The 22,060-nt window shown below is 39.3% G+C and carries 21 protein-coding genes; 15 read left to right on the plus strand and 6 right to left on the minus strand.

Annotated elements, in window-relative coordinates; genetic code table 11:
• The first annotated feature begins 65 nt into the window (after nucleotides 1–65).
• Nucleotides 66–854 carry an alpha/beta fold hydrolase gene (locus A6M13_RS02800; RefSeq protein WP_066542746.1) on the plus strand — a complete coding sequence of 263 codons (789 nt, stop codon included), beginning with the start codon at nucleotides 66–68 and terminating at the stop codon, nucleotides 852–854.
• A 17-nt stretch (nucleotides 855–871) separates the two neighbouring features.
• Nucleotides 872–1,840, plus strand: a complete 969-nt coding sequence (locus A6M13_RS02805) for a sensor domain-containing diguanylate cyclase (RefSeq protein WP_066542747.1) — start codon at nucleotides 872–874, stop codon at nucleotides 1,838–1,840.
• A gap of 50 nt (nucleotides 1,841–1,890) precedes the next feature.
• Here the strand turns inward: A6M13_RS02805 and pgeF are convergent, their stop codons facing one another.
• Nucleotides 1,891–2,652 carry a peptidoglycan editing factor PgeF gene (gene pgeF, locus A6M13_RS02810; RefSeq protein ID WP_066542748.1) on the minus strand — a complete coding sequence of 254 codons (762 nt, stop codon included), beginning with the start codon at nucleotides 2,650–2,652 and terminating at the stop codon, nucleotides 1,891–1,893.
• A 236-nt stretch (nucleotides 2,653–2,888) separates the two neighbouring features.
• Between pgeF and fumC the strand changes: the two genes are divergently transcribed.
• Nucleotides 2,889–4,280 carry a class II fumarate hydratase gene (gene fumC / locus A6M13_RS02815; RefSeq protein ID WP_066542749.1) on the plus strand — a complete coding sequence of 464 codons (1,392 nt, stop codon included), beginning with the start codon at nucleotides 2,889–2,891 and terminating at the stop codon, nucleotides 4,278–4,280.
• Nucleotides 4,281–4,358: 78 nt separating this feature from the next.
• Here fumC and A6M13_RS02820 read toward each other — a convergent pair whose 3' ends face one another.
• Both A6M13_RS02820 and A6M13_RS02825 read right to left on the minus strand, forming a co-directional pair.
• Nucleotides 4,359–5,684, minus strand: a complete 1,326-nt coding sequence (locus A6M13_RS02820) for a hemolysin family protein (RefSeq protein ID WP_066542750.1) — start codon at nucleotides 5,682–5,684, stop codon at nucleotides 4,359–4,361.
• A 43-nt stretch (nucleotides 5,685–5,727) separates the two neighbouring features.
• The gene (locus A6M13_RS02825; RefSeq protein ID WP_425393905.1) at nucleotides 5,728–6,111 is read right to left on the minus strand and encodes a MerR family transcriptional regulator; all 384 of its coding nucleotides are present in this window, start codon (nucleotides 6,109–6,111) and stop codon (nucleotides 5,728–5,730) included.
• Between the two features lie 168 nt (nucleotides 6,112–6,279).
• Between A6M13_RS02825 and A6M13_RS02830 the strand changes: the two genes are divergently transcribed.
• The gene (locus tag A6M13_RS02830) at nucleotides 6,280–6,642 is read left to right on the plus strand and encodes a hypothetical protein (RefSeq protein ID WP_066542752.1); all 363 of its coding nucleotides are present in this window, start codon (nucleotides 6,280–6,282) and stop codon (nucleotides 6,640–6,642) included.
• 16 nt (nucleotides 6,643–6,658) lie between these two features.
• Here the strand turns inward: A6M13_RS02830 and A6M13_RS02835 are convergent, their stop codons facing one another.
• Nucleotides 6,659–7,000, minus strand: a complete 342-nt coding sequence (locus tag A6M13_RS02835) for a heme oxygenase (protein ID WP_066542753.1) — start codon at nucleotides 6,998–7,000, stop codon at nucleotides 6,659–6,661.
• A 157-nt stretch (nucleotides 7,001–7,157) separates the two neighbouring features.
• Here A6M13_RS02835 and A6M13_RS02840 point away from each other — a divergent pair, with 157 nt between their 5' ends.
• Nucleotides 7,158–7,754 (plus strand): methyltransferase domain-containing protein, encoded by a 597-nt coding sequence (locus tag A6M13_RS02840; RefSeq protein ID WP_066542754.1) that lies wholly within the window; start codon nucleotides 7,158–7,160, stop codon nucleotides 7,752–7,754.
• 65 nt (nucleotides 7,755–7,819) lie between these two features.
• Here the strand turns inward: A6M13_RS02840 and A6M13_RS02845 are convergent, their stop codons facing one another.
• On the minus strand, nucleotides 7,820–8,716 hold the full coding sequence (locus tag A6M13_RS02845) for a MerR family transcriptional regulator (RefSeq protein WP_066542755.1): 897 nt from the start codon (nucleotides 8,714–8,716) through the stop codon (nucleotides 7,820–7,822).
• A gap of 186 nt (nucleotides 8,717–8,902) precedes the next feature.
• On the opposite strand from A6M13_RS02845, the gene A6M13_RS02850 reads away from it, so the two are divergent.
• From A6M13_RS02850 to A6M13_RS02880, 7 genes are all read left to right on the plus strand, one after another.
• Entirely contained in the window at nucleotides 8,903–10,501 is a 1,599-nt protein-coding gene (locus A6M13_RS02850) for a phytoene desaturase family protein (protein WP_066542756.1), read from the plus strand.
• Between the two features lie 13 nt (nucleotides 10,502–10,514).
• Complete coding sequence (locus tag A6M13_RS02855; protein ID WP_066542757.1) at nucleotides 10,515–12,728, plus strand: MMPL family transporter; 2,214 nt, start codon at nucleotides 10,515–10,517, stop codon at nucleotides 12,726–12,728.
• Between the two features lie 202 nt (nucleotides 12,729–12,930).
• Nucleotides 12,931–14,130 carry an ABC transporter substrate-binding protein gene (locus A6M13_RS02860; protein ID WP_066542758.1) on the plus strand — a complete coding sequence of 400 codons (1,200 nt, stop codon included), beginning with the start codon at nucleotides 12,931–12,933 and terminating at the stop codon, nucleotides 14,128–14,130.
• A 128-nt stretch (nucleotides 14,131–14,258) separates the two neighbouring features.
• Entirely contained in the window at nucleotides 14,259–15,134 is an 876-nt protein-coding gene (locus A6M13_RS02865) for a branched-chain amino acid ABC transporter permease (RefSeq protein WP_066542759.1), read from the plus strand.
• Nucleotides 15,135–15,145: 11 nt separating this feature from the next.
• Nucleotides 15,146–16,084, plus strand: coding sequence for a branched-chain amino acid ABC transporter permease (locus A6M13_RS02870; RefSeq protein WP_066542760.1), 939 nt, complete (start codon nucleotides 15,146–15,148; stop codon nucleotides 16,082–16,084).
• Entirely contained in the window at nucleotides 16,081–16,872 is a 792-nt protein-coding gene (locus tag A6M13_RS02875; protein ID WP_066542761.1) for an ABC transporter ATP-binding protein, read from the plus strand. Before A6M13_RS02870 ends, A6M13_RS02875 begins: the two co-directional genes overlap by 4 nt.
• Nucleotides 16,856–17,563: an ABC transporter ATP-binding protein gene (locus tag A6M13_RS02880; protein ID WP_066542762.1), complete on the plus strand. Its 708-nt coding sequence runs from the start codon at nucleotides 16,856–16,858 to the stop codon at nucleotides 17,561–17,563. Before A6M13_RS02875 ends, A6M13_RS02880 begins: the two co-directional genes overlap by 17 nt.
• A gap of 108 nt (nucleotides 17,564–17,671) precedes the next feature.
• On the opposite strand, the gene rluF is transcribed toward A6M13_RS02880, so the two are convergent.
• Nucleotides 17,672–18,373: a 23S rRNA pseudouridine(2604) synthase RluF gene (gene rluF / locus A6M13_RS02885; RefSeq protein ID WP_066542763.1), complete on the minus strand. Its 702-nt coding sequence runs from the start codon at nucleotides 18,371–18,373 to the stop codon at nucleotides 17,672–17,674.
• A 250-nt stretch (nucleotides 18,374–18,623) separates the two neighbouring features.
• Here rluF and adh point away from each other — a divergent pair, with 250 nt between their 5' ends.
• From adh to A6M13_RS02900, 3 genes are all read left to right on the plus strand, one after another.
• A complete protein-coding gene (gene adh, locus A6M13_RS02890) occupies nucleotides 18,624–20,144 on the plus strand; it encodes an aldehyde dehydrogenase (protein ID WP_066542764.1) in 1,521 nt (506 codons plus the stop codon).
• A gap of 19 nt (nucleotides 20,145–20,163) precedes the next feature.
• A complete protein-coding gene (locus tag A6M13_RS02895) occupies nucleotides 20,164–20,520 on the plus strand; it encodes a DUF779 domain-containing protein (protein ID WP_066542765.1) in 357 nt (118 codons plus the stop codon).
• Nucleotides 20,521–20,607: 87 nt separating this feature from the next.
• Nucleotides 20,608–22,035 carry an aldehyde dehydrogenase family protein gene (locus A6M13_RS02900; protein ID WP_066542833.1) on the plus strand — a complete coding sequence of 476 codons (1,428 nt, stop codon included), beginning with the start codon at nucleotides 20,608–20,610 and terminating at the stop codon, nucleotides 22,033–22,035.
• Nucleotides 22,036–22,060: the final 25 nt, after the last annotated feature.

A 22,060-nucleotide genomic window follows, 5' to 3' on the forward strand; every position in this document is an offset into this window, starting at 1 on the left:
CTTTAGACTTATTAACGAAAATTACATACTTCACGGTATAATATAAATACTAGGGGGGAATCATCATGACAATTCAAAAACGAAATAATGTTCAATTCATTGGAAATGGCGAGAAAACGATTATACTAGCGCATGGCTTTGCGAGTAACCAACAAATGTGGAAGTATATTTTACCGACACTTTCACAGGAGTACCGTGTCATGTTATTTGATTATGTTGGTTCAGGTGCATCGGACAAAACAGCCTATTCTACTGAAAAGTATGCGACACTTCATGGTTATGCACAAGATGTTATTGATATGATTGATGAATGGAACTTAACAAACGTTGTGTTTGTGGGACATTCGATTAGTGCCATGATTGGTATGCTTGCATCATTTGAACGCCCTAATGCTTTTTCAACGTTGATAATGATTGGTGCTTCCCCGTGTTATTTAAACGATGGTGATTATATCGGTGGTTTTACGAAGGAAGCTGTCGAAGGTTTATTCCAAATGATGGAATTGAACTTTACAGGATGGGCAAGCCATTTAGCGCCGATTGTAACGGATCCTGAGCGCACGCCAAAAGCTACTTCGCAAGTAGAACAAACATTTAAAAGTAATGATGCAGCAATTGCACGAGAATTTGCGACTGCAACATTTTTAGCAGACCATCGTGCTGATTTAGAAAGAATAAAGGTACCAACTGTGTTAATTCAAAGCAAAGATGATGCAATTGTACCCGTTCAAGTTTCGGAATATTTGCATCAGCATATTGCAGGAAGTGAGCTTGTTTTTTTAAATATAAAAGGTCATTATCCTCAAATTAGCCAGCCTGAGGAAACAGTAGCTATATTACAACGTTATATATAGAAAGGAGCGACAAGTACTTGCAATCATCATATAGTCATTTGCCTTGTGGATTTTTGTCATTAAATCAGGCCGGGGTTATTACGTATGCGAATCCATTTTTTTGTGAGTGGATTGAGCGTGTAGCGGACGAAGTGGAAGGGCAGCATCTTGAACAGCTTTTATCCGTGAGCAATAAATTCGTGTTTTATTCATACTTCTATCCAATGTTACACATAAATGGCATTGTACAAGAGTTTGTCTTACATTTTGAGACATCAGAAGAGCAACAATTACCTGCAATTTTGAGTGCAATTCGCTTAGGACAAGGTGAACAAGAGCATATTGACTGCATTATTATGCCGATGACGCAACGTATGAAGTATGAGCGAGAGCTGCGCGACATGACGAAGCAATTAGAATGTGCCAATGCAGAAAAGGATAAAGCCTTTCAAGAGCTTCAAAAACTACATCAAGAAATTGAGCAGCGCCAGCAAGAATTAATCACCCTTACAAATACGGATAAGCTTACAAGCCTTTACAACCGTCGTTATATCGAAGAACATTTGACACGCCGTATGCAACAAGCTAAACCGGATAGTTTTTCGGTTTTATTAGTAGATATTGATTTCTTTAAAAAGGTAAATGATACGTACGGGCATCAAATTGGTGATTATGTATTAATCAAAGTAGCACGATTGATGCGAGAGCATATTGGGGAAGATGGTATTGTTGCGCGCTACGGTGGCGAAGAATTTTTAATTTTGTTATCGTCTGCGAATCAACAGCAGTCGATGAAAATCGGGAAAGCTTTGAATACGATTATCCGAGAGTATTTATTTGAATATGTACAGCATATTACAATTAGTGTCGGCATTGCGACCTATCGTGAAGGTGATAGTGATACGATGATCGTGAACCGAGCAGACCGTGCACTATATTATTCAAAGGAACATGGACGTGATTGTGTCACTCATTTTCGAGATATCGAAGGTGTGCTCCATCCGTAATGAAAAAGAAGTACCATCCGCGTAGATAAATCCGGATGGTACTTTTTTATTTATGCACGTCGAATGATATAGCTCAGGTGGCGGCCAGCTTGACGGTCTTCACGATAAGAAAAGGCGTCATGACTATCGAATGTACATGTGCGGTCTAGTGTAATATTAGCTTCTGGAATACCAGCAAGCATGCATTGTTGCTTAACAGTTAATTGGTTATCAATATGATATTTCTGAGTGTCGTCATTGTAATATATAAAATCATCAGCATAGCCAAGTGCAGTGAATTTCTCATATACATCACGGTCTACTTCAAAGCGTTTCTGACTCAGTGCCATACCGATATGGATATGTATATTTTCAGGTGCAAGCTTTTCGACATGAATAAGATGGTCGACCATTTTTTTAGTGATTTCTTTAACCGTTCCTTGCCAACCAGAATGAATAGCACCAATCATACCTGTTGTTTCGTCATATAGAAAGACTGGTACACAATCTGCTGAAAAACTGCATAGTACCGTATCTTTTTCAAATGTGTATAAGCCGTCTGTATTATCGATAGCCGATAATTGAGTTGTACTACCTGCTCCGCGATGTGCTTGCTCTACACGTAAAAAGTTAGCGCTATGTGTTTGGTGTGCACATACAAATTGTGTTAGCCTAGTATTAAGTTGAGCAGCAAGTTGCTGACGGTTATGGATAATTGCCTGTTCGTTCTGACAAACGTGCAACGCCATATTTGCTTTTTCAGGTAAATCCTCTGTCTTTAACGTAATGCCTGCTTCAATTGTTGCCGTTTGAATATATTGTTTTCGTTGCAAGAAATATCACCTCATAAAAGTTTTGACTCAATGCCATTGTAACGTATTCTTTTATCAGAACAATAGGAAAATAATTAGTTGACGTATAAGATGATATTGATTATCATTATCGTTGTAAAGCTTATTCCACATTTCAGTTGAAGTTAAATTCCGATGAAGAGGGCAAAACAGCGCAGATTATTTGTCATGCCTGGTTTGCCCTTTTTCAAACACATTGCCTAAAGGAGAGAATTTACATGGAATTCCGTATTGAAAAAGACACGATGGGTGAGATTCAAGTACCAGCAGATAAACTTTGGAAAGCACAAACACAGCGTAGCTTACAAAACTTTAAAATTGGTACAGAAAAAATGCCAGTTGAAATTATTTACGCATTTGCAATTTTAAAACGTTCAGCGGCATTAGCAAACCAAAAGCTAGGAAAGTTATCAGATGCAAAAGCGGGCGCAATCGTTGCTGCTGCAGATGAAGTACTAGCAGGTAAATTGGATGACCAATTCCCATTAGTAGTATGGCAAACGGGTTCAGGTACACAATCAAACATGAACGTGAATGAAGTGTTATCATTCCGTGCAAACCAATTATTACAAGAGCAAGGGTCAGATGAAACAGTACATCCAAACGATGACGTAAATATGTCTCAAAGCTCGAATGATACATTCCCAACAGCACTACATGTGGCAGCTGTCTTAGCAGTGGAAGAATTAGTATTACCAAAATTAAACGTGCTAAAAGCGACGTTCCAAGCGAAGCAAGAAGCATTTAAAGATATTATTAAAGTAGGTCGTACGCATTTACAAGATGCAACACCATTAACACTTGGCCAAGAAATTTCAGGCTGGACACATATGCTTGTGAAGTCTGAAAAAATGATTCAAGTAACAAATGAGTTTATGAAAGAGCTAGCAATCGGCGGTACGGCAGTAGGTACGGGCATTAATGCACATCCGAAATTCGGTGATATGGTTGCCGAAGAAATTTCTGCTTATACAGGGAAGTCATTCACATCTGCTGAAAATAAATTCCATGCGTTAACATCTCATGATGAAGTAACGACAGCACATGGTGCATTAAAAGCATTAGCGGCAGACTTGATGAAAATTGCAAATGACGTACGTTGGTTAGCTTCAGGTCCACGTTCTGGTATTGGCGAAATTACAATCCCAGAAAACGAGCCAGGTTCATCAATTATGCCAGGTAAAGTAAACCCTACACAGTCAGAAGCAATGACAATGGTTGCTTGCCAAGTATTCGGTAACGATGCAGCAATCGGTTTTGCAGCTTCACAAGGTAACTTCGAGCTGAACGTATTTAAACCAGTTATCATTTATAACTTCTTACAATCAGCTCGTTTACTTGCAGATTCTATGCAAAGCTTTAACGATAACTGTGCGGTTGGTATCGAGCCGAACCACGAAGTATTAGCGAACAACTTAAAGAACTCATTAATGCTTGTCACAGCGTTAAACCCATATATCGGCTACGAAAAAGCAGCTGAAATTGCGAAGAAAGCGCATAAAGAAGGGACAACATTAAAAGAAGCGGCACTTGCTACTGGTTACTTAACAGAAGAGCAGTACGATGAATATGTAGACCCAGCAACAATGATTTATCCAAACGCTGAATAAGCGCAAAAAAATATCCTTCAGCAGTTATCGTTGCTGAAGGATATTTCTTTTTGTTTCAGTGTCTTTTTGTTTTATAGCTTATGCTTCTACGGGTACTTTCACAGGTTGTTGGGCACGTTTAATCTCGATGTATTGTAACTGGTGCCCTTCTTTTTCATAAACGGTAAATTCAAAGCCTTCGAAGGCAACAAGTGTATTAGCATCTAAGTCTGTATTTTGCATCAAGTACCAGCCTGCGATTGTATCTACATCTTCAGCTTCTAGTGGCACATTTAGTAAATTACTAACATCGTCAATTAATAATTTCGCGTCGACAATGTAGTGATTGTCACGCACTTTACGAATTTCTGGCACTTCGTCAGCATCGAATTCATCGCGAATTTCACCAACAAGCTCCTCTAAAATATCTTCAACAGTAACGAGACCTGATGTACCACCGTACTCATCTAGTAAGATAGCAAGGTGTGTACGTTCACGCTGCATTTTCGCAAGTAAATCATGAATCGGTGTTGTTTCAATTGTATTAATAACGGGATGTAAAAAGTTATCAATTGTAAATGTTTCAGATGTTACACGATTGGTCATACCTTGTGTTAAAAACTCTTTAATATTAATGAAACCGACAATATTATCACGGTCACCGTCATACACAGGGTAGCGTGTATATTGTTCTTGGGAAATGACATCTAATACTTCCTCTAACGAAGCAGTGCGTTCAAAGGCTGTAATTTCTGTACGAGGTACCATAATTTCACGAGAGATTTTATCATCGAATTCAAACACATTATTTACATATTTTAATTCGTTTTTATTAATTTCGCCTGATTTAAAACTTTCGGCTAATAAAGAACGTAATTCTTCTTCTGTATGAGATAGCTCATGCTCAGAGGCTGGTTTCATACCGAATGCTTTTAATAAAAGACGGGCAGAACCGTTTAAAACCCAAATAAACGGATAAAGAATACGATAGAAAATTTGAATTGGTTTTGCGAAAGCTAATGTCACCGCTTCAGCTTTTTGAATAGCAATTGTTTTTGGCGCTAGTTCACCAACAACTACGTGTAAAAATGTGGCGATTAAAAACGCTGCACCGATTGTGAAGAAATGAATATATTCTTCACCAATACCGATTCCTGTAAAGAATGGGTGTAAAATAAATTCAAATGTCGATTCACCAACCATACCAATACCTAATGCGGTTACGGTAATACCTAATTGACAGGCAGATAAATACTCATCTAAATGAGATGTTACTTGTTTAGCAGCGGCAGAACCTGTTTTTCCTTCAGCTACTAATTGGTCAATGCGTGATTGACGCACTTTTACGATAGCGAACTCCGTAGCTACGAAGAATGCAGTTAATGCGATTAAAATAGTAAATATAGATAAGTTGACTATGGTCACTCAGAAGTCTTACACAAATGTGTAAGACATTCACCTCCTGGGGTTAATGTAATAGTAATGCTAAAGATTTAATTAATGCTAAACCTTCTTTAGAAATGGTTGTTTTGACAGACTGTTCATCACCCATTTGTTCATCTAATGTGGCGATTAGCTTCGACACATCTTTCTCTAAATCCTGCATTTTTAAACGAATCTCTTGTATATCAACTTCTTCAGCTTTTTGTTCAATTAATTCTTTACGAATCGTTTCAAGGCATAGTCCTTCCGCTTTTCGTTTCTCTATGTAGTGCAAATCATCTACAGCTTCCACATTGTAATAACGATAGTTCGACGAAGAACGTTCAGCTTTGAGCAAGCCGATATTTGTATAATAATCAATTGTCCGTTTTGTAATGCCAGTTTTTAGTGCCAGCTCACCAATTCTCAGTTTCTCTGTCCCAATGTAGTCACCTCCAATTTGGCTTAACCATCACGTGACGGTTAAAACGAGTATATAGTATTATGTATCTATTTGACAAATAGTTGATACATTAAAACGCAGCTTAAGAGAATTTGTGTTTTTTCAACAAAATATCATTCGAAGGAGTGTGGAAAAATGAAACGATTATTGATGATACCGTTGCTTCTTTTTTTGACTGCCTGTAGCCCAGCTTCCGATTTTACAACATTTTCAGGTATTGCAGAAAATGTAACTGAAGATGGCTTTTTTATTGAGTGCACAGCAGAAGTATCACCTAATCAAACAGAAGATATATTAAAGATGTGTTATGTGGCTATCAATACGGATACCGTTATTTCTTATGATATGGATAAAGCAACAATAGCTGATGTGGAGGGTGCAGATGTCGCCGTTATACTAACGGAATCATATGTAGCAGAAAATCATGAAGACAATGACTATGTGGCAAAAGAAATTAAAATTGTAGAGCTTGCGCCAAAAAAAGAGCCAGCGCAATAATGCGTGGCTCTTATAATTAAGCTTCTAATGATGCAGCTACTTCTGCAATGACTAATTTACTACCGATAATTGGGCTTTCTGCTTGTGCATCGCCGTGAGCGTGAGGAGTTTTTTCTGCTTTATCGTCACGTTTATGTGCTGCTTTAAATTCGTCTGAGTTGCGCCATACTTGGAAATCTTCGATAGACTCCCAGAACATATTTACGCTCATTTCGTCTGATGCTTCATTTTCAGCAACTAATACTTCTACTTTGACAAAGCCTTTGAACTTCTCTAATCCAGTTGGACGTGTAAAGTTTGGTGCCATCTTTTTGCCGAAGCCTTTTTTCACTTCAATACGGTTTGTTACAACAATCATGGAATTTCGCTCCTTTGATGAAAAGAATTAAGTACAGTTTTAACTATAAAAGTTTGCAACGTATACGTCAATATTTAAATGACATAAGTGTCATTTATTTGTTGTGTCGCAATGTGAAAGAGTGTGATATAGTGTGCTAATCGAAGGGAGAGGAAGTATGTCAGATACACAACGAGACAAGCAGCTTAACATTGAAACAACAGGGAATCAATACGGATTTCCACAAATGGCACATTATCATCGCTATGAGCCAACACCGTATGAAGGGTTAGATATTTTAGGTGATATATATCCGCTAGATAATCGCTCCTTTGTCGATATCGGCTGCGGAAAAGGGCGCGTGCCAATTTATATGTATGACCGCTTTCGAATTCCAGCAGTCGGAATTGATATGAAGGAACAATATATTGAAGAGGCCAAGCAAAATAAAGCAGCGTATTTACGAAAACATCCTGCGAAAAAACATACCGTTGAATTTGTATACAACTATGCACAAGCGTATGATATTTTGCCAACACAAGATGTGTTTTTCTTCTTTAATCCTTTTTCAGTCCAAATATTTATGAAATTCATGGCAAATCTTTTTGACTCGTATGCACAGCATCCACGAGTTATGACGATTATTTTATACTACCCTTCGCACGACTATATTGAATACATGGCTCAAACACCTTTTACATTTGTAAAAGAGATACGTATACAAACTTTGTACAAACATAATGAACATGAACGTTTTCTAATTTATGAAATGTAAAAGACACAAAACCGCTACTTTGTTTCAGAAGTAGCGGTTTTGTGTATAGGTCATAGTGTCGATTGTTAAAAAATCTCTTCAATGGAACGAACTAGATGGATATTTTTGAGCTGTTGATGCTTTAAAGCTTGCATGGCACCTGGTCCACCTAAATAAAATGAAATCGTAGGGTGTTTAGCCGCAAAATGGTCGAGTGACTGAATCATTTCGTAGTTATCTTCAAATGGCATTGTTGTAATAGCTGATAGTAATACCATTTTAGGATGTAAATTTTCGATAGCAGATTCAATCGCTTTTGGTGCTGGTGCAGGTCCAAGCATGACGGAACGGTATCCTAAAAACATACTTTGTAGCAGTAATAATTGCATTGGAATCTCATGTCTCTCATTTGGTAAACAACTTCCGATAATAAGTGGTGCGGTAGGTGATACAAAGAGTTGACGACGCAAATTAGCGAGATAGTCTCGAATGACTAAGCTAGAAAGCGCCTCTTGATATTCTCCCCAAATCCCTTCACACCAAAGCTCTCCAACTTCATAAAGAAAAGGATTAATGATTTCTTCAACGAGCCTTTTAACACCTAATGTATGATTTGCTTGTTGCAATGTGTGCAGCATTTTTACGTCATTGCCGACAGCGCCGTATTGAATGAGTGTCTGTATTGTTTCTGATACATAAGGCGTAGTGTGCTGCGTTTCCTTTTCTAAAATAGGAGAAGCAGGTTGTTTACTTTTTATTAACGTAGCGGCCTGCTTCACGCTATACCCTTCATCCATTAAGGAAATAACACGTGTGAGCACCGCAATATCTTGCTCTGTGTAGACGCGATAACCATTGTCTAGTCTTTGTGGGGTAACGATTGCATAGCGATCTTCCCATTTTCGAATTAATTGTTTAGACAAACCGGTATGCTCTGACACTTGTTGAATTGAATATGTGGCTTGATGAAATGATTGAGCCATAGGGCACCTCCGAACTGTAGAACGTTATTGTCTACTGTACAATGTTTTGTACGCTTTTGAAAGCAGAAATTCAGTGAATATACAATGTTTTGCTATTTTTTTCATTTCCTTCTTGAAAAACATTATACAAATAATGTACAATGTTTGTACAGTGTTATATAAAAAGAATTTAAGGGAGGTTTTACGATGTCAAAAAAAATTGTTGTAATAGGAGCAGGCCCTGGTGGTTTAACAGCGGCTATGTTATTGGCACATAAAGGATATGATGTACATGTTTATGAAAAGCAACCGTACATCGGTGGACGAACGAGCCACATTCAATTAGGTGATTATCGTTTTGACTTAGGTCCTACCTTTCTCAATATGGCTTATTTAGCGGAAGAGATTTTTGAAGTAACGGGTCGTAATATTCATGATTATATTGAGTTAATGCATTTAGACCCGATGTATGAATTAGTGTTCCGCGATAAAAAAATAAAAATGACGCGCGATGTTGAAGAAATGATTCGTCAAATTAATCGTGTATTTCCAGGGAATGAACAAGGTTTCCAACGTTATTTAGTGAAAAATCAAAAGAAACTTCAAACATTAGCGCCACTTTTACAAAGTGATATGACAGGCTACCGTAGTCTTTTAAAGCCCGAAGCTTTTAAAGCATTACCGGAACTTGAGATTGGTAAGTCATTAATGGATACATTAAGCACGTTCTTTAAAGACGAAAAACTGCAACTTGCATTTACATTCCAGTCCAAATATTTAGGGATGTCACCGTGGGAAAGTCCAGGAGCATTCTCGATTCTTTCTTATATTGAACATGCTTACGGCGTGTACCATATTAAAGGTGGTCTAAATCAGCTAACGAAAGCAATGGCAAAAGTAGCTGAAGAAGAAGGCGCAACGATAACAACAAATTGTGGTGTTAAAAAGATGGTCATCGAAGGCAAAACCGTTAAAGGTGTAGAGTTAGACAATGGAGAATTTGTCGCAGCGGATGATGTTGTCGTAAATGGTGATTTCTCTACAGTAATGACAAAACTTGTAGAACCAGGCATTCTAAAAAAATATGCTGCAGAAAAACTGGAGCAGAAACCTTACTCATGCTCGGCAGTCTTGTTATATTTAGGAGTGAGCAAACAATTTGACCTTCCGCACCACACAATTTGGTTTGCTGAAGACTATCGCAAAAACGTTGAAGAAATTACGCAATCATTCGAGCTTTCCGAAGATCCATCCATTTATATTCAAAATGCGACTGTGACGGATCCAACATTAGCGCCAGATGGCAAGTCTACGTTATATATACTAGCACCTGTGCCAAATAACTTTAGCAATATTGATTGGGAGAAGCACCGTGAAGAATATCGCGACATGTTAATTAGCATGGTAAGCGAGAAATTAGGCATCGACGATTTAACACCTTATATTGAGCAAGAGCATATGATAACGCCAGCTGATTTTGAGCATAAGCATCATGTATATAAAGGGGCAATCTTCAACTTAGGTCATCAGTTACGTCAAATGATGGCATTCCGTCCGAACAATCAATTTGAAGAGTTAGATCATTGTTATTTAGTTGGTGGCGGTACACATCCAGGAAGTGGCTTACCAATTATTATCGAGTCAGCGAGAATTTCAACAAACTTAATTTTAAAGCGCGATAAACAAACACCATATGATGTAAAACCTTTACCATCGTACGAGCCGTTTACTGAAAACGCTTTAAGTGGCAAAGAAGATCAGATTGCAGCGATTAAGCCACTATCTATAATAGCTGGTATCCGATAAAGGAGGAAATAGTGTGAGTAATCCATTGGAGAAGTTTAGCACGAAGGTTTCTGGTAAAACATCACGCTGGGTCGTATTAGGCGTTTGGCTTATTGCGATTGTCATTTTATCGTTACTATTCCCACAAGTAAATGGAATGGAATCGAACACAGGCGAAGACCTACCAGAGTATTCAGAAGCAAGACAAGCAAGCGAGTTAATGGCTGAAAAATTCCCGAATGATTCAGGCATACCTTTACTACTTGTTTGGTATAAAGAAGCGGGGCTTGAACCGACAGACTTACAGGCAATTCAAGCATTATATGCGGAGTTAAATGAAAATCCGTTAGCGGGGCAATCAACATTGCCACCATTCCAAGATATGCCAGCAGAAGCGTTATTTAGCCAAGTATCTGAAAATGGATCATCAATTGTAACACCTGTATTCTTTGAGACAGATACCAATACAGAAACATTAAAAGAAAACTTAGCCGTTATTGCTGACATTACGGAAGAACAAGCAGGTAATAACGTATTTGGAGCTGCGTTAGATGGTGATGAATTAACAGCTCGTTTCTCTGGGCCAGTTGGTATTTCGGTAGACGCGACAGATTTATTCAAATCAGCTGACTTTAAATTAATGACAGCAACTGTCATATTAATTTTAGTGTTATTATTAGTCATTTATCGTTCACCAATTTTAGCAGTAGTACCGATTATCGTTGTTGGTATTGCGTACCTTGTTATTAGCCCAGCTTTAGGTGCTTTTGTCGAACAAGGTTGGATTGAAAAAGATGCACAAGCAATTGCGATTATGCTCGTATTATTGTTTGGTGCAGGTACGGATTATTGTCTATTCTTAATTACACGTTACCGTGATATTTTATTAGATGAAGAAAATAAATTTATCGCTCTGAGCAAGGCATTTAGCCAATCAGCAGGTGCTATTTTTATGAGTGCTGCAACGGTAATGGTAGGTTTAGCAACATTAGCATTAGCGGATTACGGAGCGTTCCAACGCTTCGCAGTACCATTTAGTTTCGCTGTTATTGTGATGGGTATTGCCGTATTAACAGTATTACCAGCAATTTTATCATTGATGGGTCGCTTCGCATTTTGGCCAGTCGTACCTCGTACAGAGCAGGGCGAAAAGGAGCATGCTGAAAAGAAAAATAAACCAGTAAAAGTACGTAAAGAAAATCACCGCTTCATGCGCAAAATTGGACGCTTTGCGACAGGTAAGCCATGGTTAGTAATTATCGTAACGAGCATTGTGTTAATTGCTTTAGCACTGTATTCAACACAAATTAAATATAGTTATGATTTATTATCATCATTCCCAGAAGATATGCAGTCTCGCGAAGGTTTTGCATTAATCGAGGAAAACTTTACAGCAGGGGAATTAGCACCTGTAAGCATTCTTGTTGATACAGATGGACAAGACATTGACCTTACACCACAGTTAGAAGCATTACCGTATGTGGGCATTGTACAGCCAATGGAAGTAAGTGAAGTTGATAGTACAATTCAAATGTACGAAATTGATTTAAATAAAAACCCGTATTCACAAGAAGCGATGGAAGATGTACGTGACTTACGTGAGCAACTGCCAGCGATTTTAAGTGACGCAGGTATTGATAATGCAGATGAAGCATCTTGGGTTGGTGGCGAAACAGCTAACCAAGTGGATACAGCTGATGTACAAACACGTGACGAATCAGTGATTCAACCAGTCATGATTGTGATTATTGCGCTTATTTTACTAGTGTATTTAAAAGCATTCTTTACAACGCTTCAATTAATGGTAACAGTTGTTGTGTCATTCTTTGCAGCGCTTGGAGCAGGTTGGTTAATTTTACACAATTTCTTCGGAGCAGAGGCAATTGCAAGTTCGATTCCATTGTACTCATTCGTATTCATTATCGCACTTGGTAATGACTACAATATCTTTATGATTTCAGATATTTGGAAGGCACGTAAAGAAGGTAAGTCAATGAAAGAATCAATTGTTGCAGGGGTTTCACAAACAGGAGCTGTTATTACATCAGCAGGCTTAATTTTAGCCGGCACATTTGCGGTACTTGCGACATTACCAATTCAATTACTTGTACAGTTCGGTGTTGTAACGGCAATCGGTGTATTACTTGATACATTTATCGTTCGACCATTACTTGTACCAGCAATTACGACGGTATTAGGACGTTGGGCATATTGGCCAGGTAAATTATTTAAAAAGCAAGATGCATAAAGAAAAGCACTCAGATATTATTGTCTGAGTGCTTTTTTATTTACGTGATGATGTTAGGTTCTGTATTTTGTGTAATGAAAATGTGCAAAAAAACAGTTAAATGCTCGAAAGTGGTAAAAATGATATTGAGAAGTAACGATTATTCCTATATAATTATCAGAAATATCTAATATTTTTAAAAAATTGTAAAGGGGAGTTTTGGATGGGGAATATGCGTTATACAAAAAAGTTTGGTTCATTAGCGTTAGTAGGGGTGCTAGCGACATCTGTATTAGCAGCTTGTAATGAAGATGGTGGAGATAGCGGCGGCAGTTCAGATGCAGACACAATTAAAATTGGAGCCAATTTAGAACTTTCAGGAGCAGTAGCGTCATATGGCTCATCAATTTTAGATGGTGCAGAGCTAGCCATTAAAGAAATTAATGAAAATGGCGGTATTGATGGGAAGGAAATTGAGTTAATTTCAGCTGACAATAAGTCTGAAAACGCAGAAGCAACAAATGCAGCGCTTAAGTTAATTGAACAAGATGAAGTTGTAGCGATGATTGCACCTGCAACATCAGGAAATACAGTAGCGACAGTGCAGTTAGCAAATGAAAATAAAATCCCGATTGTGACAGCATCAGGTACAGCGCCGAACATTACTGTAAATGAAGATGGTTCGGTGAATGAGTATGCATTCCGTACATGTTTCATTGACCCATTCCAAGGGACGGTAGCGGCGAACTTTGCGGCGAATGAGCTAAGTGCGAAAAACGTAGCGATTTTTGCGGATAATGCATCAGACTATGCAAAAGGCTTAGCGGCTTCATTCAAAGAGCAAATTGAAGCGAATGGTGGCACAGTTGTTGGAGAAGAAGCCTATGTTGCGAAAGACACAGACTTCCGTACACAGCTGACGAATTTAAAAGGTGAGAATCCAGACTTCATCTTTATTCCAGGTTATTACGAAGAAGTTGGTTTAATCGTGAAGCAGGCGCGTGAATTAGGTATTGATGTACCACTAATGGGTGCAGATGGCTGGGATTCGCCAACACTCATTGATTTAGCCGGTGGTGAGGCGCTAAACAACACATTTATTACGAACCACTATTCATCAGGTGACCCAGATGAAAAAATTCAAAAATTCGTAGAGGCGTTTAAAGCAGATAATGGTGACACAGCACCGAATGCCTTTAACGCATTAGGTTACGATACGGTGTACTATTTAGCGGATGCGATTGACCGTGCAGATAGCTTAGATGGTGAAGCGATTAAGGATGCATTAGCTGCAACAGAGAATTTATCACTTGTAACGGGTACTTTCACTGTAGATGACGAGCATAATCCTGTAAAATCAGCGACAGTTTTAGAATTTGTTGACGGTAGCCAAGTGTTTAACTCAAAAATTGATCCAGAGTAACGGTCTTTTACAAGTGGATAAGAGGCTACTTATAGGATGATTTCTATGAGAAGGGAAGGCTGAAATTTTTAGCCCTCCTTTTTTTATATGGTGAATATTTATGAATTGCTCGTAAAGGAGTGAGGCACATGGAGTGGCTTCAACAGCTAGTAAACGGAATTTCGATTGGAAGTATTTATGCGCTTATCGCACTAGGTTATACGATGGTATACGGCATTATTAAATTAATTAACTTCGCGCATGGCGATGTCTTTATGATTGGCGCATTTATTGGATTTTGGTCGATTTCTCATTGGAATTTAGGGTTCTTTTCAGCACTTTTATTATCGATGATTGTTTGTGCATTAATTGGTGTCATCATTGAACGTGTCGCTTATAAGCGCTTACGAAATGCTACGCGTATTGCGGCGCTTATTACCGCAATCGGTGTGTCATTGCTAATTGAATATACAATGATTTTCTTCCGAGGGGCACAGTCAGCTGTTTACCCATCGACAATTGAAAATAGGGCGATTGATGTATTCGGTGCACAAATTAGCTCACTCTCATTATTAATTTTAGGTGTCTCTGTAGCATTGATGTTACTACTTCAATTTATCGTGCATAAAACGAAAATTGGGAAAGCCATGCGCGCGGTATCACATGATGCAGAAGCGGCAAAATTAATGGGGATTAACGTTGATAATACGATTTCTGCGACATTTGCCATTGGGTCGGCATTAGCAGGGGCAGCCGGTGTTATTTTTGGTGTGTACTATACAAAGATTGACCCATTAATGGGGATGATTCCAGGGATTAAAGCATTTATCGCCGCAGTACTTGGTGGGATTGGTAGCATTCCAGGTGCGATGGTAGGCGGTATGCTTTTAGGTGTCGTTGAAACATTTGTTAGTGCGATGGGCTTCTCGTCATGGCGTGATGCAGCCGCATTTTTAATTTTAATCGTTATTTTAATCTTTAAACCATCAGGGCTATTTGGCAAAAATACCCGCGAGAAAGTGTAGGTGGATGCGCGATGAAAAAATCAAAAGCTTTTTGGGCATATTTACTGATTGGTATCATCATTTACGCTATCGTGCAATTTGCTATGTCGAGTGGCATGATTGGTTCGTACTATAGCAATATGTTAATTACGATGTGTATTAATGTCATGCTAGCAGTCAGTTTGCATATTATTATCGGGATTACAGGACAGTTTTCGATAGGGCATGCCGGCTTTATGGCAGTTGGTGCATATGTATCAGCAATTTTTACAATGAAATTAGAATTACCATTTATTGCAGCAATTGTTGCCGCAGGGATTATTGCACTGCTTGCGGGATTATTAATCGGGATTCCAACGCTACGCTTAAAAGGCGATTATTTAGCGATTGCAACACTCGGCTTTGCTGAAATTATTCGAATCGTTATTTTAAATGTCGATTATGTTGGCGGCGCAGCTGGTATGACGGTCATGCGTGAAACAACATGGTCATATGCATTTTTTGCGATGCTCTTAACAATCATCGTCATTTCAAACTATACGAAATCACGTCATGGTCGGGCATGTATTGCAATCCGTGAAGACGAAATTGCCGCGGACGCGATGGGCATCAACACGACGTATTATAAAGTTGTCGCATTTGGGATTGGTGCATTTTTCGCCGGAATTGCAGGTGCCATCTTTGCACATAACTTTTATATCATTCAGCCAGGGACATTTGGCTTCTTAAAGTCATTTGATATTTTAATTTACGTTGTACTTGGTGGCTTAGGTAGCTTATCAGGTTCAGTGTTGGCTGCGGTATTACTAACAGCTGTCTCTACGTATTTAGCAGAGTTCCCAGAAACACGTATGATTATTTACAGCTTAGTGCTTATTTTAGTAATGCTTTATCGTCCAACTGGTTTACTTGGGACAAAAGAGATTACAGATATCTTTAAGTTTGGCAAAAAGGGAGGGAAGAACGTATGACGAACCTTTTGTTAAACGTTGAAAATTTAGGTATTCAATTTGGAGGATTAAAGGCGGTACAACAAGTCAATATGCATTTAAATCAAGGAGAGCTTGTCGGCTTAATCGGCCCAAACGGTGCAGGGAAAACGACGACCTTCAATATGTTAACGGGAGTTTACGCACCGACAGAGGGTGTTATTACGTTTCAGGGAAAAAAGCTTAACGGACTCGACCCGTACAAAGTAACGCAAAGTGGCATTAGCCGTACATTCCAAAATATCCGTTTATTTAAAGAGTTATCGGTACTTGATAATGTAAAAGTTGCGAACCATTCCTTAGCAAAGCATGGCATTATGGCATCTATTTTCCGCTTGCCCAATTTTTTCACAGGTGAGCAAACGATGACGGAGGAATCAGAAGCTTTTTTAAAGATATTTGGCTTGGATAAATATAAATATGAGCTAGCCAAAAATTTACCATATGGCATGCAGCGTCGTTTAGAAATTGCCCGTGCGCTTGCAGCGAAGCCACGTATTTTATTGCTAGATGAACCAGCGGCAGGGATGAACCCACAGGAAACACATGATTTAATGGAGTTAATTGCATTTATTCGGAAAGAATTTGATTTAACGATTTTATTAATTGAGCATGATATGAGTCTGGTTATGGGGATTTGTGAACGAATTTATGTGCTCGACCACGGGCAGCTTATTGCGGACGGAACGCCTATTGAAATCCGTAACAATCCAAAAGTAATTGAAGCGTATTTAGGAGAGGAGGTTGCAGAGAATGTTACAAGTGAATAATATTGATGTGTTTTACGGTAATATTCAGGCACTCCACGGTGTATCGCTAGAAGTTCATGAAGGAGAAATTGTGACGTTAATCGGTGCAAATGGTGCAGGGAAATCGACACTATTAAAAACCTTATCAGGATTACTCAAGCCAAAGTCTGGCGACGTCATGTATTTGGGCAATAAAATTAGTGGAAAGCCGGCGCAAACGATTGTAAAGGCAGGCATGTCACATGTACCAGAAGGGCGTCGCGTATTCGCGAACTTAACGGTAGAAGAAAATTTAGATTTAGGTGCTTATTTACGGAAAGATAAGGACGGCATTGCAAAAGATTTAGACCATGTGTATGAGTTATTCCCACGCTTACTAGAACGTAAAAAGCAGTTGTCGGGTACATTATCGGGTGGTGAGCAGCAAATGCTCGCAATGGGACGAGCGCTTATGGCAAAGCCTAAATTGATTTTAATGGATGAACCGTCTATGGGCTTAGCGCCGTTAATGGTAAAAGCGATTTTTGAAATTATTAAGATGGTCAATGCAGAAGGCACAACGGTTTTATTAGTCGAGCAAAATGCGCACATGGCACTATCCGTTGCCCACCGCGCATACGTGCTTGAAACCGGAAAAATCGTATTAGCAGGCTCCGCAAAAGAGTTGAAGGAAAGTGATGAAGTACGCGCCGCTTATTTAGGTGGCTTGTAAACGACTTGTCTAAATCTGTGGATAACATTTTGTGGTGTAAGTTATACACATGTGGATAACTAATAAATAACGAAAGAGGTGTCGGAGAAATTTTCCCCGACGCCTCTTTTAGTTTTGTTTATAGTTTAGTAGTTGGAATAGTTCATTGCGCTCTTTATCTGTTAGGTCACGCCATTGCCCTACTTTTAAATTCCCTAGCTGGATATTCATAATACGAATACGTTGTAGACGCTTTACATTGTATCCACATGCTGAACACATGCGACGAATTTGACGGTTTAATCCTTGTTCTAAAATGATACGGAATACGTTTGATGAAATTTTTTCAACTTTACATGGCAGGGTAGTCGTATCTAAAATTTCTACGCCACTGCTCATTTTGTTTAAGAAAGCTTCATCAATTGGTTTATCCACTTGTACGATATATTCTTTTTCGTGATGGTTTTCAGCACGTAAAATTTCGTTGACGATATCCCCGTCGTTCGTTAATAATAGTAAGCCTTCAGAGTCTTTGTCTAAACGCCCGATATGGAAAATACGTAATGGGTGATTAACGAAATCGACAACATTCCCTTTAATATGCTGTTCGGTTGTGCTTGTAATGCCGACTGGTTTATTCAGTGCGATATACACAAGTTGTTGCTCGCGCGTAACGATATTGCCATCGACACGTACAACGTCGCCATCTTCCACTTTACTTCCTAATGTCGCAAGCTCGTCATTAATCGTAATACGACCTGCTTCAATCCAAGCGTCCGCACCGCGACGTGACACGACACCTGTTTCTGCTAAATATTTATTAATACGCATATATTATTTCACCTAATCATTTAAATTTTTCTTTAGTATAACGCAAATGTACGTGAGATGCTTGAAATCATATGATATTTTATAATTGGATTTCATGTAAGGATTTTAATTACTATTTCTCTATATTGTTTTGTAAATTCTCTAAAAATACAGGATGCTGTTAGTTGAATAAAAAATAGAAGTGTGTGAAAATGTTGTTAAATATGTCTATACTGCATATTAAACAATGAATCAAAGGGGAGATACTTCAATGACATATGCATTTCCAAACACAGAAGGTTCGATTGTTCAATTTAAAGAGCGTTATGAAAACTATATTAACGGTGAGTGGGTAGCACCAATTAAAGGGCAATATTTTGATAATATTACGCCGGTTACAGGTAAGGTGTTTACACAAGTCGCACGCTCAACAGCAGAGGATATTGAAGCGGCATTAGATGCAGCACACGCAGCGAAAGGTGAATGGGGTACAACATCAGTTGCGGTACGTGCGAATATTTTAAATAAAATTGCTGATCGTATGGAAGAAAATTTAGAAAAAATTGCGGTTGCTGAAACATGGGATAACGGGAAGCCTGTACGTGAAACATTAAATGCGGATTTACCATTAGCCATTGACCATTTCCGTTATTTTGCAGGGGCGATTCGTGCACAGGAAGGTTCACTTAGTCAAATCGATAACAACACAGTGGCGTATCATTTCCATGAACCAATTGGCGTTGTCGGTCAAATTATTCCGTGGAACTTCCCACTATTAATGGCAGTTTGGAAGCTAGCGCCAGCACTTGCAGCAGGAAACTGTGTCGTATTAAAACCGGCTGAGCAAACACCAGCTTCGATTTTATTCTTAATGGAAATCATCGGTGACTTATTACCACCAGGCGTTGTCAATATCGTCAACGGCTTCGGTTTAGAGGCAGGAAAACCACTTGCATCAAACCCACGTATCGGTAAAATTGCATTCACAGGTGAAACAACGACAGGGCGTTTAATTATGCAATACGCATCGCAAAACTTAATTCCGGTGACGTTAGAGCTTGGCGGAAAATCACCGAATATTTTCTTTGAAGATATTATGAATGAAGACGATGCATTTTTAGATAAGGCGGTAGAAGGCTTCGTATTATTCGCATTAAACCAAGGGGAAGTTTGTACATGTCCGTCACGTGCCCTAGTACAAGAGTCCATTTATGATGCGTTTATGGAGCGCGTGTTAAAACGTGTAGAAGCGATTAAGCAAGGCAATCCATTAGACCCTGAAACAATGATTGGGGCACAAGCTTCGAGCGAACAGCTTGAAAAAATCTTGTCGTACTTAGACATCGGTAAGCAAGAAGGTGCTGAGTTACTGGCAGGTGGTGACCGCAACGTATTAGACGGTGAATTAGCGGATGGTTACTACGTGAAGCCAACTGTATTTAAAGGCAATAATAAAATGCGTATTTTCCAAGAAGAAATTTTCGGACCAGTTGTATCGGTAACGACATTCAAAACAAAAGAAGAAGCGCTTGAGATTGCGAATGATACATTATACGGTTTAGGTTCAGGTATTTGGACGCGCGATATGAATACAGCATACCGCTTCGGACGTGGTATTCAAGCAGGGCGTGTCTGGACAAACTGTTACCATCAATATCCTGCACATGCAGCATTCGGTGGTTACAAAATGTCAGGTATCGGACGCGAAAACCATTTAATGATGCTAGCGCATTACCAACAAACGAAAAACTTACTTGTGAGCTACGATGAAAATAAATTAGGCTTCTTCTAAAGAGGAAGGAGGTGCTAGTATGACAGCACGTGTTCAGGCAACAGAGGAGGCACTAGCACTCATTAAACAGTTACAACAGAAGCACGGAGATATTATGTTTCATCAGTCAGGTGGTTGCTGTGATGGTTCGTCGCCGATGTGCTATGAAGCAGGAGACTTATTTTTAGGTGACCAAGATGTCTTACTTGGTGAAATTGGTGGTGCGCCATTTTATATGCACAAAAATCAATTTGATTATTGGAAGCATACGCAACTCATTATTGATGTCGTCGATGGACGTGGTGGTATGTTTTCATTAGAAGGTGTTGAAGGGAAACGTTTTTTAACACGTTCACGAGCGTTCACACCGGAGGAATTAGCGAGCTTACATTTATAAAATTTGGTGCTGAGACGAATTGTTTCAGCACCTTTTTCTTTGTGTAAAAGGCGTATAATGGGTATAGAACTAACGGAGGTGGCTATGTTGAAAGAAACAAAATTATGGATAAATGGTCAGTGGGAACAAACTGAAAATACGTATGAGTTATCTTCACCGTACACAGGAAAGGTAATTGCGAAAGTTGCCAAAGCGAATGTGCATGACGTTGAACGAGCAATTGAAGGTGCTCATACCGCATTTACATCATTCCGCAAAACATCTGCATATGAGCGTGCAGAAATTTTATATCGTGTTGTCGACATTATGCGCGCTCGTCGCGAGGAGCTCGCGCATATTTTAGCGGACGAAGCGGCAAAGCCTCTAAAAGCGGGGCTTGGAGAAATTGATCGTACGATTGCAACGTATCAGTTTTCAGCAGAGGAAGCGAAGCGCGCACATGGTGAGGTTATACCAATGGACGTAGCACCGGGAACGCAAGACCGTATCGGTTATACAAAGCGTATTCCGTTAGGTGTAGTGAGTGCTATCACACCTTTTAACTTTCCATTCAATTTAGTAGCGCATAAATTAGGGCCGGCATTTGCAGTTGGCAATACCGTTGTACTAAAGCCTGCAACGCAAACACCGCTAAGTGCCCTAATAATGGCAGACATTTTTAAGGAAGCAGGCTTACCAGACGGTTGTCTGCAAATTGTCACAGGGTCGGGTGGCGAGTTATCGGACACACTTGTTACGCATAAACACGTGAAGAAAGTGACATTCACAGGCTCTGGCAAAGTCGGTCTAGGCATTAAAGCAAAAGTCGGCTTACGTAAAATTACGCTAGAACTTGGTTCGAACGCGGCACTTATTGTTGAGCCATCGACACCGTTAGATGACATTATTGACCGCGCTGTAAATGGTGCATTCAACTTTGCAGGACAAGTATGTATTTCGTTACAACGTATTTATGTTCATCGCTCCATTGTCGATGCCTTTACAGAAAAGTTTGTCGCGGCAACAAATCGTTTAACGCTTGGTGACCCGTTCGATGAAAATACCGATGTTAGTGCGATGATTCACCCAGACGAGGTATCACGTATTCAACAGTGGATTGACGATGCTACAGCACAAGGAGCAACAGTCGCAACAGGTGGCGAGTTTACCGAACGAACATTATCACCGACTGTTATGACGAATGTGACGCAATCGATGCGCATCGTGTGTGAAGAAACATTTGCACCAATCGTTTCGATTATGGCGTACGACACGTTAGACGAAGCCATTGCGCTTGTAAATGAATCTGATTTAGGCTTAAATGCGGGGATCTATACAAATGTGTTAACAGATGCATTAAAAGCGGCAGATGAAATCGAAGCCGGTGCGGTCATTATTAACGATATTCCAACATTCCGCGTTGACCATATGCCATACGGTGGCGTGAAAAATAGCGGTTACGGTAGAGAAGGTATTCAATATGCGATTGAAGAAATGACTGATTTAAAATTTATTACGATGAAAAAATCGTTTTAAATGCGTTTTCACAACCGCTATAGAA

The sequence above is a fragment of the Caryophanon tenue genome, from assembly GCF_001700315.1.
Classification (GTDB): Bacteria; Bacillota; Bacilli; order Bacillales_A; family Planococcaceae; genus Caryophanon; species Caryophanon tenue.

Excerpts from the sequence above, each read along its gene's own strand:
- A6M13_RS02880 (WP_066542762.1), top strand. The coding sequence starts at position 16,856 with ATGTTACAAGTGAATAATATTGATGTGTTTTACGGTAATATTCAGGCA.
- fumC (WP_066542749.1), top strand. The coding sequence starts at position 2,889 with ATGGAATTCCGTATTGAAAAAGACACGATGGGTGAGATTCAAGTACCA.
- A6M13_RS02875 (WP_066542761.1), top strand. The coding sequence starts at position 16,081 with ATGACGAACCTTTTGTTAAACGTTGAAAATTTAGGTATTCAATTTGGA.
- adh (WP_066542764.1), top strand. The coding sequence starts at position 18,624 with ATGACATATGCATTTCCAAACACAGAAGGTTCGATTGTTCAATTTAAA.
- A6M13_RS02895 (WP_066542765.1), top strand. The coding sequence starts at position 20,164 with ATGACAGCACGTGTTCAGGCAACAGAGGAGGCACTAGCACTCATTAAA.
- A6M13_RS02860 (WP_066542758.1), top strand. The coding sequence starts at position 12,931 with ATGGGGAATATGCGTTATACAAAAAAGTTTGGTTCATTAGCGTTAGTA.
- A6M13_RS02840 (WP_066542754.1), top strand. The coding sequence starts at position 7,158 with ATGTCAGATACACAACGAGACAAGCAGCTTAACATTGAAACAACAGGG.
- A6M13_RS02850 (WP_066542756.1), top strand. The coding sequence starts at position 8,903 with ATGTCAAAAAAAATTGTTGTAATAGGAGCAGGCCCTGGTGGTTTAACA.
- A6M13_RS02845 (WP_066542755.1), bottom strand. The coding sequence starts at position 8,716 with ATGGCTCAATCATTTCATCAAGCCACATATTCAATTCAACAAGTGTCA.
- rluF (WP_066542763.1), bottom strand. The coding sequence starts at position 18,373 with ATGCGTATTAATAAATATTTAGCAGAAACAGGTGTCGTGTCACGTCGC.
- A6M13_RS02830 (WP_066542752.1), top strand. The coding sequence starts at position 6,280 with ATGAAACGATTATTGATGATACCGTTGCTTCTTTTTTTGACTGCCTGT.
- A6M13_RS02800 (WP_066542746.1), top strand. The coding sequence starts at position 66 with ATGACAATTCAAAAACGAAATAATGTTCAATTCATTGGAAATGGCGAG.
- A6M13_RS02835 (WP_066542753.1), bottom strand. The coding sequence starts at position 7,000 with ATGATTGTTGTAACAAACCGTATTGAAGTGAAAAAAGGCTTCGGCAAA.
- A6M13_RS02865 (WP_066542759.1), top strand. The coding sequence starts at position 14,259 with ATGGAGTGGCTTCAACAGCTAGTAAACGGAATTTCGATTGGAAGTATT.
- A6M13_RS02870 (WP_066542760.1), top strand. The coding sequence starts at position 15,146 with ATGAAAAAATCAAAAGCTTTTTGGGCATATTTACTGATTGGTATCATC.